Origin of the sequence: Cellulomonas sp. WB94 (genome assembly GCF_003115775.1) — a bacterium.
GTDB lineage: Bacteria > Actinomycetota > Actinomycetes > Actinomycetales > Cellulomonadaceae > Cellulomonas_A.
On the sequence record NZ_QEES01000002.1, the window covers coordinates 2,023,293 to 2,035,949 of the forward strand.

14 protein-coding genes are annotated in these 12,657 nt (G+C 71.7%); 7 read left to right on the top strand and 7 right to left on the bottom strand.

Annotated elements, in window-relative coordinates:
- Window positions 1-23 precede the first annotated feature (23 nt).
- The 3 genes from DDP54_RS10480 to DDP54_RS10490 all read left to right on the top strand — a co-directional run bounded on the left by DDP54_RS10480 (window position 24) and on the right by DDP54_RS10490 (window position 2,343).
- Complete coding sequence (locus DDP54_RS10480; RefSeq protein WP_109131685.1) at window positions 24-707, top strand: signal peptidase I; 684 nt, start codon at window positions 24-26, stop codon at window positions 705-707.
- Window positions 704-1,531, top strand: coding sequence for a hypothetical protein (locus DDP54_RS10485; RefSeq protein ID WP_109131686.1), 828 nt, complete (start codon window positions 704-706; stop codon window positions 1,529-1,531). The genes DDP54_RS10480 and DDP54_RS10485 overlap by 4 nt, the downstream gene beginning before the upstream one ends.
- A gap of 413 nt (window positions 1,532-1,944) precedes the next feature.
- Window positions 1,945-2,343 (top strand): hypothetical protein, encoded by a 399-nt coding sequence (locus DDP54_RS10490; protein WP_109131687.1) that lies wholly within the window; start codon window positions 1,945-1,947, stop codon window positions 2,341-2,343.
- A gap of 55 nt (window positions 2,344-2,398) precedes the next feature.
- On the opposite strand, the gene DDP54_RS10495 is transcribed toward DDP54_RS10490, so the two are convergent.
- Window positions 2,399-3,214, bottom strand: coding sequence for an SGNH/GDSL hydrolase family protein (locus DDP54_RS10495; protein WP_109131688.1), 816 nt, complete (start codon window positions 3,212-3,214; stop codon window positions 2,399-2,401).
- A gap of 39 nt (window positions 3,215-3,253) precedes the next feature.
- Window positions 3,254-3,931 (bottom strand): uracil-DNA glycosylase, encoded by a 678-nt coding sequence (locus DDP54_RS10500; RefSeq protein WP_109131689.1) that lies wholly within the window; start codon window positions 3,929-3,931, stop codon window positions 3,254-3,256.
- 193 nt (window positions 3,932-4,124) lie between these two features.
- Here DDP54_RS10500 and DDP54_RS10505 point away from each other — a divergent pair, with 193 nt between their 5' ends.
- The 4 genes from DDP54_RS10505 (at window position 4,125) to groL (ending at window position 8,570) form a co-directional block, all read left to right on the top strand.
- Entirely contained in the window at window positions 4,125-4,427 is a 303-nt protein-coding gene (locus tag DDP54_RS10505; RefSeq protein WP_109131690.1) for a DUF3263 domain-containing protein, read from the top strand.
- Window positions 4,428-4,498: 71 nt separating this feature from the next.
- Window positions 4,499-5,119 (top strand): LytR C-terminal domain-containing protein, encoded by a 621-nt coding sequence (locus DDP54_RS10510; protein WP_158274505.1) that lies wholly within the window; start codon window positions 4,499-4,501, stop codon window positions 5,117-5,119.
- 50 nt (window positions 5,120-5,169) lie between these two features.
- Window positions 5,170-6,642 carry an NAD(P)/FAD-dependent oxidoreductase gene (locus DDP54_RS10515; RefSeq protein ID WP_109131692.1) on the top strand — a complete coding sequence of 491 codons (1,473 nt, stop codon included), beginning with the start codon at window positions 5,170-5,172 and terminating at the stop codon, window positions 6,640-6,642.
- 290 nt (window positions 6,643-6,932) lie between these two features.
- The gene (groL, locus tag DDP54_RS10520; RefSeq protein ID WP_109131693.1) at window positions 6,933-8,570 is read left to right on the top strand and encodes a chaperonin GroEL; all 1,638 of its coding nucleotides are present in this window, start codon (window positions 6,933-6,935) and stop codon (window positions 8,568-8,570) included.
- Window positions 8,571-8,753: 183 nt separating this feature from the next.
- On the opposite strand, the gene DDP54_RS10525 is transcribed toward groL, so the two are convergent.
- The 5 genes from DDP54_RS10525 to DDP54_RS10545 all read right to left on the bottom strand — a co-directional run bounded on the left by DDP54_RS10525 (window position 8,754) and on the right by DDP54_RS10545 (window position 12,656).
- The gene (locus DDP54_RS10525; RefSeq protein ID WP_109131694.1) at window positions 8,754-9,032 is read right to left on the bottom strand and encodes a DUF4031 domain-containing protein; all 279 of its coding nucleotides are present in this window, start codon (window positions 9,030-9,032) and stop codon (window positions 8,754-8,756) included.
- Between the two features lie 64 nt (window positions 9,033-9,096).
- The gene (locus DDP54_RS10530) at window positions 9,097-9,387 is read right to left on the bottom strand and encodes a WXG100 family type VII secretion target (RefSeq protein ID WP_109131695.1); all 291 of its coding nucleotides are present in this window, start codon (window positions 9,385-9,387) and stop codon (window positions 9,097-9,099) included.
- 91 nt (window positions 9,388-9,478) lie between these two features.
- Entirely contained in the window at window positions 9,479-10,243 is a 765-nt protein-coding gene (locus DDP54_RS10535) for a hypothetical protein (RefSeq protein ID WP_242448334.1), read from the bottom strand.
- Between the two features lie 59 nt (window positions 10,244-10,302).
- Window positions 10,303-11,925, bottom strand: a complete 1,623-nt coding sequence (locus DDP54_RS10540; protein WP_109131696.1) for a HAMP domain-containing sensor histidine kinase — start codon at window positions 11,923-11,925, stop codon at window positions 10,303-10,305.
- Entirely contained in the window at window positions 11,922-12,656 is a 735-nt protein-coding gene (locus DDP54_RS10545) for a response regulator transcription factor (RefSeq protein ID WP_109131697.1), read from the bottom strand. Before DDP54_RS10545 ends, DDP54_RS10540 begins: the two co-directional genes overlap by 4 nt.
- Between the last annotated feature and the right edge of the window lies 1 nt (window position 12,657).

Consider the following 12,657-nt stretch of genomic DNA (forward strand, 5'->3'; position numbering starts at 1 on the left):
GAGGTCGGATCATCGAGCGACGCATGCACCTTCGAGCCGGCGCGGCCACCCCGCGCCGGCTCGTTGGCATCGTCGCGTCCGTCCTGCTGTACACCCTCGCGGGGGTCGCGGCCTTCCTCCTCTGGCCGACGAGCCTCGGCGGCTGCACGACCCTGACGATCGTCTCGGGCCACTCGATGGAGCCGACGTACTACACCGGCGACCTGGTCGTCGCGCGGTGCGCCACGGCGGTGGTGGGCGACGTGATCGTCTACCAGCCCAAGGAGCTCGGCGGCGCGCGCATCATCCACCGCATCACGGGTGGCGACGCGACGACCGGCTGGGTCATGCAGGGCGACAACAACGCCGCTGCGGACCCGTTCAACCCTGCCGGCTCCGAGGTCCTCGGGGTCGCCAAGGTCTACCTGCCGAAGGTCGGCCTGGTCGCCCGCGGCCTGACCAGCCCGTTCGTCTGGGTCTCCTTCATCCTGATCGCGATCGGCCTGTTTGTCTGGCCTCGCCAAGAGGAGAGCGACGACGACGCGTCGACCGCCGACCAGGCGACGGCGGGCTCGGTGCTCGACGCGGTCGGCACCGACCTCAGCGCAGACGCGCTGAGCCCCTCTCAGACTGAGCCCGCGCGCGACGAGGGTGCCGCCACCGTGCCGTCCTGGGTCCCGGACTCCGTGCCCGACTCGGTCCACGCGCCCGTGATGGAGCCCCGATGAAGCGGGCCCTGGGCGCCTGCGCGCTGATCCTCGCGGTGGCGTTGTCCTTCATGACTCCGGCCAGTGCCGCGAAGCTGGTCATGACCGGCGGTCAGCACCCCTCGGCGTTCTCCAGCGCGCGCTGCGACGACGCCGTGGCGGCGACGACGCCGGCCACGACGACCACCACCAACGTCATGCAGCTGTCCGGCATCGCCGTGGCGTGCGCTGGCCTGCCGATCGCCGTTCAGCTGTACGACTCGGCAACCACGGCGACCCTCACCGGCGCCGCGACGGTGCCTGCGGCGGGAGGCTCGGTCCAGCTTGCGCTGTCCGGGCCCTACACCCCTGCTGCCACGGCCGTGATCTCCGTGACGATTGCGTCGTGGCCCATCCCCACAACGTGGAGCTATACCGCGGCGGCGGTGGCGCCCGGCTGCGTCGTGCTCAACGGTGGTGGCAACACCAACAACGGCAAGTCGTGCTCGTTGACGTTCGGTGGCAACACGGACACCTCCGGAACCTCGTGGAAGCTCAAGATCACGGTGTCGACCACTGAGAAGAACCCGGTGACCTGGCAGGCGACGGTGAACTTCGCAGACCTCGCCAGATTCCCCTTCCTGGCGCGATACGTCGGGGAGTCCTCCGGTGGCGCGACCTTCGCACCTCTGCCGAGCGGCTTCTGCTCGAGCAGCACGCGCCTCGTGACGTTCACCGGTGTGGCGAGCAGCGGTACTGCGACCGTGGTCGGGGCCGATGGCGCGCAGGTCGCAGTCACTCAGACGATCGAATTCGTGGGGAACAACACCGGGCAGATCACCAACCCGGTCTACATCTGCCCCTGACTCGTCGGTCCGGGCGACCTGCTCGCCCGGCGTCCTCAAAGTCCCGGTCGACCTCGCGCCCGTGCAGACACGCGACGCGCGCCTGACTCTGGGCGCGTTCTGACGGGTCCCGTGACCAACTCTCATCGATCTTGGCTCGGGTGGGTGTTTTCCCCCTATTGCCGCCAAAGTCATCCCCTTCGTCGCGCCTATCCCGTATCCGGCGTCGGCTCCGACGGCTCGAGCGGCCTGTCTCTGCGCCCGTCGCCCACCCCCGAAAAGCGTGGGAGCGCAGCCTCTCCGGCGACTTCGCCCATGTGTCCGGCCGTGGGGCTTTATTTCATCCAGCGTGACCTGACTCACTGGTGGCTTGGGTGTTTCCACCTACGTATGGTCGTGAGCAAGGGAACGACTTGCGGTGAAGGAGGTGCGCGATGAGCACAGCGACAAGCTCGAAGCGGCGGAGCAACCGACGCTGGTGGGCCAGCGCCTTCCTCGCCGTCGCGGCCGCTGGTGCCTTCGCCTCGTCGAGTGCCGCGCAGGCAGGCGAGCTGTCGTCCGCCTCCGCGTGCCCGGCCTCCCAGATCTCGGTGAGCTACGAGGTCGGTATCGACTCGACCCTGGGCGCGTACGCCGTCACCGGGATCCGGGTCACCGGCTACCCGACCCAGTGCGCGGGTCAGCGCGTCGCAGTGACGGTGCACGACGCCGCTGGCGCGGCACTCGGCACCGCGACCGGCGAGCTGAGGACCGACTCGGTGCTCGCGATGACGGCGACCACGCCCGTCGACGCCGCGCAGGCCGACCGGCTCACGATCGCCCCCGCCGTCTGACCGTCGCTCGTCCGCCCCTGTCCCTCGACGGACCGGGACGCACCTGCGTCCGGGCTCACTCGACCGGTGCGAGCTCCGGCCGCTTGGCAACGCGGGTCGCCCCGGACGACTGACCACGCAGCCGACGGGTCGCCCACGGGTACACGTCGTCGCGCACCCACCGGGCGTCGTCCCGCAGCTGCCGGATCCGCGGGACCGGGGGCAGGGGGGTGAGCGGGTCGTCCCACCCGGAGTCGTCGGGCGCCAGGCCCATACCCACCAGTGCCGCCTGTGCCACCCGCGCGTGCCCATCGGTCGTGAGGTGGATGCGGTCCGGGGCCCACATGCGCCAGTCCCGCAGCGAGCGCATGCCCCAGAGGTCCAGCACGTACGCACCGTGTCGGCGGGCGATCGACCAGATGTGCGTGTTGAAGATGCCCACGCGTCCACGCGTCGCCCGGATGAGCGGGCTGTCCGCGGAGTCCATGCCGGTACCGAGGAGCACGTCGATGCCCGCCCGGCGGAGGCGCACCACGGCTGCCTCGAGGTCGCGGGCCAGCCGGTCGGCGTCCACCGACGGCCGCAGCACGTCGTTGCCTCCGCCGATGAGGCTCACGAGGTCAGGGTCGAGCGCGAGCGCCGCGGGCAGCTGCTCGGCGATGATCGGGCGCAGCAGCCTGCCGCGGATCGCGAGGTTCGCGTAGGCGAGGGGCTCGGCGCCCGCGGCGGTCCGGCGCTCGGACAGATGGCCGGCGAGCTGGTCGGCCCAGCCACGGCACTGCCCGTCCGCGTCAGGCACGTCCCACAGGCCCTCGGTGAACGAGTCGCCGATCGCGACGAACCGGCTCCAGCGGGGTGCCGACGCGACGGCGTCGGGGATCGGTGTGGTCACGGGGACATTCTGCGCGAACTCGGCAGGCGCGTCACCGGCTCAGGGCAGGGACCAGTCGACCGGTGCGGCTCCCTGCGCCACGAGCAGGGCGTTGACCTGTGAGAACGGTCGCGAGCCGAAGAACCCGCGATGGGCCGACAGCGGGCTCGGGTGCACGCTCGCGACGATCGGCGTCGAACCCAGTGCGGGCGCGAGGGTCTGCGCGTCGCGGCCCCACAGCACCGCCACGAGCGGTCCGCCGCGCTCGACGAGGGCCGCGATGGCGCGGTCGGTGACGGCCTCCCAGCCCTTGCCGCGGTGCGACGCCGGAGCACCCGGGCGAACGGTCAGGACTCTGTTGAGGAGCATCACGCCCTGGTCGGACCACGGCGTGAGGTCGCCCGAGCTGGGCCGTGGTGCGCCGACGTCCGACACCAGCTCCGTGACGATGTTCGCGAGCGACCGCGGCAGCGGGCTGACGTCCGCCTGGACCGAGAAGGACAGCCCCATCGCGTGCCCCGGGGTCGGGTACGGGTCCTGCCCGACGACGAGGACCCGCACGTCGGCCAGCGGACGCGCGAACGCCCGCAGGATCGCGTCGCCGGCCGGCAGGTACCCGTGACCGGCGGCGACCTCGGCACGCAGGAACTCCCCGGCTGCCCGGAGAGCGGGCTCGACCGGGGCGAGCGCGACGGCCCAGTCGGGGGCCACGAGGTCGGTGAGAGGTCGGTTCGTCACCCCGCGAGGGTAGCGACGACGGCGGTCCCGGCGTGTCGTTCGCGTGTCGTGCGCGACCGGGTGAACCGTGGAGGGCAAGGAATGACACCCGTGTCATTCCCGCCTACGATGACGTGAGCGCGGTAGGGGCAGGTGCCCGGCACGGATCGTTGCTCAGCGCGGACAGGTCAGGCACGGAAGGTCAGGAGCCACGATGGAGACCGCGACAGCGGAACGGGTCGGCAGCGTCGTCGCCGAGCACGCGGGTGAGCTGACCGAGCGTGACCAGCAGGTCCTGGCGTTCGAGCGGCAGTGGTGGAAGTACGCCGGCGCCAAGGAGCAGGCCATCCGCGAGCTCTTCGACATGTCGGCCACCCGGTACTACCAGGTGCTCAACGCCCTCATCGACTCGCCCGCCGCGCTCGCCCACGACCCCATGCTCGTCAAGCGGCTGCGCCGCATGCGCTCGACCCGGCAGCGCGCCCGCTCGGCCCGCCGGCTCGGCGCGGAAGCCTGACCTGCGTCGCGACGCGCGCCCTGCGACACGTGCGGTCACAGTTCACGGCTTGACCGGATAGCCTGTCCGCCGTGAGCAAGGCCAGCTACCCGTACCCACCAGACGAGTTCGACGCCGCTGACGACCACGACGGTCCTCGCGGCGTGCACCGCTCACCCCGCACCACGTGGTCCAAGGTGTGGCCGTTCCTCGTCGTCCTCGTCGTCTTCCCCGCGCTCGCCTACGGGCTCGTCACCTGGATCTCGAACTCCGACACCGGGCTCGGCGGCGCCATCTCGGGCCTCGGTGCAACAGGCACGACCGAGCCGACCGACACCGCCACCGACGCGGCGACCGGCACCGCCACCGACACGGCACCGCCCGCTGACACCGCCACGAGCGAGGCGCCCGTCGCGCCGCCTGCTGCGACACCGGACCTGACCTCGCCCGTCGTGGTGCTCAACGCAGCGAACGTCTCGGGTCTGGCTGCGAGCCAGACGAAGAAGCTCGAGGCCGGCGGGTTCACCAAGGTCACCGCCTCGAACGGAACCGGCACCGGCGTGAAGGCGACCACCGTCTTCTACGCGACCGAGGATCAGAAGGTCACGGCCGACGCCGTCGCGCAGCTGCTCGGCATCTCGACCGTCGAGCTGTCGACCACGCGAGCGAAGGACGGCATCACTATCGTCCTGATGCCCGGCTTCAAGGGCTGACCGACGCGCGGGGCCGCCGTTCGGCCCGACCGCGTGCGGGCGGTGACCCGGTGAGCCGAGCGCGGTCGACGGAGGTCGACGCGGTCGTCGTCGGAAGTGGTCCCGGTGGCCTGGCTGCCGCCGTGACGCTCGCCCGCGCGGGGCTGAGCGTCCAGGTCGTCGAGGCGCAGGACACGATCGGCGGCGGGTCTCGCACGCTCGACCTCGGCCTCGCGGACGGCGTCCTGCACGACGTGTGCTCAGCCGTGCACCCCCTCGCCGTTGCGTCCCCGTTCCTCCAGTCGTTCGACCTCGAGGCGCGCGGTGTCGAGATGCTGGCCGCGGAGGCCGCGTACGCGCAGCCGCTCGACGGCGGGCGCGCCGCGGTGGCCTACCGGTCCATCGAGCGCACGGCCGACGCGCTCGGCCCGGACGGCCCGGCCTGGCGCCGCCTCCTCGGGCCGCTCTCGACGCACCCCGACGGTCTCGTCGACGTCGCCCTGGGCGATCGCCGGAGCATGCCCCGCGACCTGGGGACCGCCGTCCGCTTCGGGCTCGGGGTGCTCGAGCAGGGCAGCGTCGCGTGGGGCGCGCGGTTCCGGACCGAGGAGGCCGCCGCTCTGCTCACCGGGGTCGCCGCGCACGCGATCGCACCGATGCCGTCGCTCACGGCCGCCGGTGCCGCTGTGATGCTCGCGGCGCTCGCCCACGGGCCGGGCTGGCCGATCCCGCGGGGCGGCAGCCAGTCGATCGTGGACGCCCTCGCGGCCGACCTACGTGCGCACGGCGGCTCGATCGTGACGGGCACCGAGGTGCACGACCTCGACGAGCTGCCGCGCGCCCAGGCCTACCTGTTCGACACGACCCCGCGAACCCTCGTCCGCGTGCTGGGTCGGCGCCTGCCTGGACGCGCTGCCCGGTCGTTCGCCCGGTTCCCTGCCGGCAACGCCGCCGCGAAGGTCGACTTCGTGCTCTCGGGTCCCGTGCCGTGGACCCGCCCCGAGGTCGGGCTCGCGGGCACCGTCCATGTCGGGGGCAGCCGCGCGCAGATGGCCGCCGCGGAGGCCGCGGTGGCGGCCGGACGGCACGCCGAGCACCCGATGGTCCTGCTGAGCGATCCGACGACGGCCGATGCGACCCGGTTCGGCGCGGGCGGCCTGCGCCCGTTGTGGACCTACGCGCACGTCCCGAACGGGTCGACGCTCGACCTGACAGACGCCGTGACGCGGCAGGTCGAGCGGTTCGCGCCGGGCTTCCGGGACGTCGTCGTCGCCGCGCGGTGCGTCCCCGCCGCGCAGATGAGCGAGCACAACGCCAACTACGCGGGCGGCGACATCGCCGGGGGTGCGGTGTCGCTGTACCGGATGTTCGCCCGCCCACGCCCGGTCTGGGACCCGTTCGACGGTGGGCTGCCGGGCGTCTACCTGTGCTCCGCCTCGGTGCCGCCGGGTCCGGGCGTGCACGGGCTCGGTGGCTGGTACGCGGCGACGCGCGCGCTGCGGTCGAGGTTCGGGATCACCCAGCCGCCGTCCCTCGCTCCCTGACGTCGCGCAGGCGCGTGCGCCCCGGCGGGTGGCGGGCCATCTGCCATGCGCGAACACCCCGGTTCCGATCAGCGTGAACACGCCGGTCGGGCCCCGCGGGACAGGTGAGCCGCTTGCACTCTCCTGGGGTGAGTGCTAACCATGGTCTTAGCACTCTCCGGTGGAGAGTGACAGAATCAACCGGTTGACCGGTGAGGTTCGCACCCGAGCGGGACATGACCGTCCGGGAGCGCGCCGTCCGTCGCGGGCACCGTCAGCCGAACCGAGCCACAGTGAAGGATCACAGCCCCATGGCCAAGATCATTGCCTTCAACGAGGAGGCCCGTCGCGGCATCGAGCGAGGACTCAACATCCTCGCCGACACCGTCAAGGTCACCCTCGGCCCGAAGGGCCGCAACGTCGTCCTGGACAAGAAGTGGGGCGCCCCCACGATCACCAACGACGGCGTCTCCATCGCCAAGGAGATCGACCTCGACGACCCGTTCGAGAAGATCGGTGCCGAGCTCGTCAAGGAGGTCGCCAAGAAGACCGACGACGTCGCCGGCGACGGCACCACCACCGCCACGGTCCTGGCCCAGGCGCTCGTGCGCGAGGGTCTGCGCAACGTTGCGGCCGGCGCCAACCCGATCGCCCTGAAGAAGGGCATCGAGAAGGCCGTCGAGGCCGTCATCGCCCAGCTCCTCCTGCAGGCCAAGGATGTGGAGACCAAGGAGCAGATCGCTGCGACCGCCTCCATCTCGGCCGGCGACACGGCGATCGGCGAGCTCATCGCCGAGGCGCTCGACAAGGTCGGCAAGGAAGGCGTCATCACGGTCGAGGAGTCCAGCGCGCTGGGCCTCGAGCTCGAGCTGACCGAGGGCATGCGCTTCGACAAGGGTTACCTGTCGGCGTACTTCGTCACCGACCCGGAGCGCCAGGAGGCCGTCCTCGAGGACGCCTACGTCCTGCTCGTCGAGTCGAAGATCTCGAACGTCAAGGACCTGCTGCCCCTCCTGGAGAAGGTCATCCAGGCCGGCAAGCCGCTCTTCATCATCGCTGAGGACGTCGAGGGCGAGGCCCTGGCCACGCTCGTCGTGAACAAGATCCGCGGCACGTTCAAGTCCGTCGCCGTCAAGGCGCCCGGCTTCGGCGACCGCCGCAAGGCGATGCTCCAGGACATGGCGATCCTCACCGGTGGCCAGGTCGTCTCCGAGACCGTCGGCCTCAAGCTCGACACGGTCGGCCTCGAGGTCCTCGGCACGGCGCGCAAGATCGTCGTCACCAAGGACGAGACGACCATCGTCGAGGGCTCGGGCGACGCCGCGCAGATCGCCGGCCGCGTCTCGCAGATCCGTGCCGAGATCGAGAACTCCGACTCGGACTACGACCGTGAGAAGCTCCAGGAGCGTCTCGCGAAGCTGGCCGGCGGCGTTGCCGTCATCAAGGCCGGCGCTGCGACCGAGGTCGAGCTCAAGGAGCGCAAGCACCGCATCGAGGACGCCGTTCGCAACGCGAAGGCCGCCGTCGAAGAGGGCATCGTCGCCGGTGGTGGCGTCGCGCTCATCCAGGCGGGCAAGCTCGCGTTCGCCGACGCGGGCATCCTCGCGCTCGAGGGCGACGAGGCGACCGGGGCGAACATCGTTCGCGTCGCGCTCGACGCGCCGCTCAAGCAGATCGCGATCAACGCCGGCCTCGAGGGTGGCGTCGTCGCGGAGAAGGTCCGCAACCTCCCCACCGGTCACGGCCTCAACGCCGCGACGAACGTCTACGAGGACCTGCTCCTCGCCGGCGTCAACGACCCGGTGAAGGTCACGCGCTCCGCACTGCAGAACGCGGCGTCCATCGCGGCCCTGTTCCTGACCACCGAGGCCGTCGTGGCCGACAAGCCGGAGAAGGCCCCGGCCGGTGGCGGCGGCGGTGGCGGCGAGGACTTCGGCGGCGGTTTCTGATCCGCTGAGGTAACCCCGCAGCCTCGGCTGCACTGCACGACGATCGACAGAACGACGGGCCGGTCACCGCGAGGTGACCGGCCCGTCGTTCGTTCGTGGCGGCGGGGGCTGCCAACCCGCCAGATGCTGAGCCCGTCCGGTGTCGGACCTGTCTGGTGCCCACACCATCAGATGCTTAGTCCGTCAGGTGCCGGGTCGGCTGCGGTCGCGGCGTCGGACCCGCAGTCCGGACGCGCGAAGCCGGCGGATGAGCTCGTGCGCGCCGACCGGCACAGCGCCGAGGGCGACGAGCTCCGCGTGCAGGCTGTCGGGCACGTCGTAGTGGTCGCGGTCGAACCCGCGTGCCGGGATCCCGGCGCGGGCGGCGAACGCATGGAGCTCGTCGAGCGACTCGTCGCTCACGAGGTGCGCCCACAGTCGCCCGTGCCGGGGCCACATCGGCGGATCGACCAGCACCGTCATGGACTGAATCTACGGTGCTGGAGATCGACGGTGCCCGGATCGATCGGGCCGCACGCCGGGCGGGTCAGCGCATGAACAGCCGCGACGCCTGGGACTCGGCGTCCGCGTAGGTGCGCGCGGCCGTGTGCAGGGCTGTCGTGATGTGGTCGAGGGCCTGCTCGACGCGGGCCTGGGTCGCTGACCACTCGGTCATGACGCCGGTGAACGCAGTGGCCGCGCCACCGCGCCAGGTGCTCTGCAGCTCGTTCAGCTGCCGCTGCAGCGCCGCGACCTCAGCACGCACTGCTGCGGTACGTGCCTGGACGGCTGCGGCTGCCTGCGCGACCTGCGCGCTGTCGACCTCGAACTTGCTCATGGGTGACCTCCTCGTCTCGTGGGAGCACGGACGCTACGGAGGTCCGCCTGCGCGCGACGTCGTCGGGCGCAGGCGGCGTGTGCAGGCTCGCTCAGCCGGCGACTGTGGGCGGCTCGACGGCGGGCGCCGCGGACTCCGCGGGTCCACCGGCGTTGACCGAGACGGCCTCGATGGCGCTGAGCTCCTTCTCGAGGCGCTGCAGCTCCGCCGACAGGTTCTGCCGTGCGGGCTCCTCCCAGGCCGCTCCGAGCGGGCTCACGAACAGGCTGGGCCGCGCGATGAGCTTGCGCAGGATCCGCAGGCGGGCGCGCAGGTAGTGCTCGACGGGCAGGTGCTCGTACTCCGCGCGGATGTCGTGCAGGTAGACCTTGTACCGCTGCGGGTCGGCCGCGAGCATCGCCAGGTCGGCGTCGCACAGGACGGCGCAGTCGAAGTCGGTCGGGTTCGCGGTGTGCCGGGCGAGTGCGTTCACCAGGGCGTGCACGCGCGCCGCACGAGCCTCGGGCACGCCGAGGGCGAGCAGGTCGGTGCGGGCGAGCAGCGCGCTCGCGACCTCGTCCTCCCCGCCGCGGTTCGCGTAGGCGGCGATGTCGGCCGCGTCGAAGATCGCACCGTGGTACCAGGCCGCGAGCCGGACGAGGTCGGGCTCGTGGGTCTCCTCGGCGAGCTCGTCGACGCGGGCCAGGACATCGACGAGGTGTCGCAGGTTGTGGTACCTCCGGCCGGGCGACGACCACTTCTCGATGAGCTTCTCGCCGACTGCCTTGATGTCGGCCTTCTCCGCTGTCGCCCCGGCGCCGACGGCGCTCCGGACGAACGCAGCGAGCAACCACTGTGGTGCTTCGTGGACGTCCATGAACCACCCTCTGTGAACGATCTGCTTTCTGAGCCGAGCCATCGTAGTAGCCGGCAGGCTCAGGCGGCACCCGGAGAGGTCGCTTCCGGTCCAGCAGGTGGACTTCCCGGCCCGACGACGGGCAGCGTCACGCGGACGGTCGTGCCGCCACCGGGGGTCTGCTCGATGTCGACATCACCGTGGTGGGCCCCGACGATGGCCGCGACGATCGCCATGCCGAGCCCTGCGCCACCGCCCGTCCCCTGCCCCGCGGCGTTCCGGCTGCGGCTGGCATCGACCCGGTAGAAGCGTTCGAAGACGCGCGCGGCGTGCTCGGGGTCGATGCCCGGGCCGTGGTCGCGGACCTCGAGGACCGCCGCGTCGCCGCGGCTCCCGAGCGCGATCTCGACCGGGGTGCCCGCGGGGGTGTGGGCGACGACGTTGCCGACGAGGTTCGACAGCACCTGCCGGAGCATCCGCTCGTCGCCGACGACCGTGCACGAGCGCAGCCCGGCCGTCCCGTCGATCGGCTGGATCTTCAGTGGGCGGTCGGGGTCGAGCGCGTGCAGGTCGCTGATCGAGTCGGCCGCCAGCACCGCGAGGTCGACGTGGTCGGACCGCAGCGGGCGCCGCTCGTCGAGGCGCGCGAGCGCGAGCAGGTCCTCGACGAGGCCGCCCATGCGGGTCGCGGACTGCTCGATGCGGCGCATGGTGTCGTCGACCTGGTCACGCTCGGTGAGCGCTCCCATCCGGTACAGCTCGCCGTACCCGCGGATCGCGGCAAGCGGCGTCCGCAGCTCGTGGGAGGCGTCCGCGACGAACCGGCGCATCCGGCCCTCCGAGGCCGTGCGGGCGTCGAACGCCTGCTCGATCTGGGTGAGCATGCCGTTCAGCGCCTCGCCGAGCCGGCCGACCTCCGTCGACGGCGGTGCCGCGGGCACGCGGCGGGTCATGTCGCCCGCGGCGATCGCTGCGGCCGTGACCTCGATCTCCCGCAGGGGCCGCAGCGAGCGGCGCACGGCCCAGCTGCCGGCGAGCGCGCCGATGATGATGATGACCGCACCGCTCGACACGAGCACCCGGACGATCCGCTCGACGGTCTGGTGGATGCCGCCGAGCGGAAGCCCGACCGTGACCGTGCCGGTGTAGAGGCCACCGACGCCGAGGGGGTACGCCACGACACGCCAGGACGAGTCCGAGCGCGTGCTCGGGACGGTGAACGGTTCGCCGCCCAGCGCGTCGGCCTGGTCGGCCGTGAGGGTCGGCAGCTGCGGCTCGCCGGACTCCTGGTAGGTCACGCTGCGACCGCAGTCCTGGACGGTGTCGGTGGCGTCCTGACCGCTGACTGCCGCGAACCGGAAGATCACCGTGTAGTCGCTGGGCAACAGCGAGCTGCCGCCCTGGTTGCAGCCGTTGCGCAGCAGCGCGTCGAGCTGCCGGTCCGCGAGGCTGAACGCCTCGGTCTTGAGCTGGCTGTCGACCCGGCCGACGAGGTAGCGCTGCAGCAGCGTGGTCGTCGTCGCACCCGCGACCAGCAGGCCGACCGTGAGCAGCACCGTGATGATGCCCACGAGCCGGGCCAGCAGCGGGACCCGCGCCCAACGCGCGCGGACCCGGACCACGGGTTGCGCGAACCGCGAGCCGCCCACGCGCGGCAGCCGGAGCCGTCGTGTGCGCCCGACGGGCACGTCGGGACCGCTCATGAACCGCTGGGGAGCCGCAGCAGGTAGCCGACCCCACGCTTCGTCTGGATGAGCGGGACGACGCGCGTCCCGTCCGGACCGTCGACCTGGTCGATCTTGCGACGCAGGTACGAGATGTAGGACTCGACGATGTTCGCGTCGCCGCCCCAGTCGTACTGCCAGACGTGATCGAGGATCTGGGTCTTGGACAGCACCCGGCCGGGGTTGAGCAGGAGGTAGCGCAGCAGCTTGAACTCGGTGGGGGACAGCTCGACGACCTGGCCGGCCCGGCGCACCTCGTGGGAGTCCTCGTCGAGCTCGAGGTCGGCGTAGGACAGCACGCTCCCGGGGTCGATCTCGGCGGGGTTCGTGCGCCGCAGGACGGCCCGGATGCGCGCCACGACCTCCTCGAGGCTGAACGGCTTCGTCACGTAGTCGTCGCCGCCGACCGTCAGACCCTGGACCTTGTCCGCGGTGTCGTCGCGCGCCGTCAGGAACAGGACGGGCACGTGCTGACCCTTCTCGCGCAGCCGACGCGTGACGGTGAACCCGTCCATGTCGGGGAGCATGACGTCGAGCACGAGCAGGTCGGGCTCGTGCTGCCGGGCCAGACGCAGCGCGCTTGCGCCGTCGGCGGCGGCGAACACCTCGAATCCCGCGAAGCGCAGGGACGTCGCGAGGAGTTCGCGGATGTTGGGCTCGTCGTCGACGACAAGGAGCCGGGCCTCGGGCACGCCGGACGGTCCATTCATG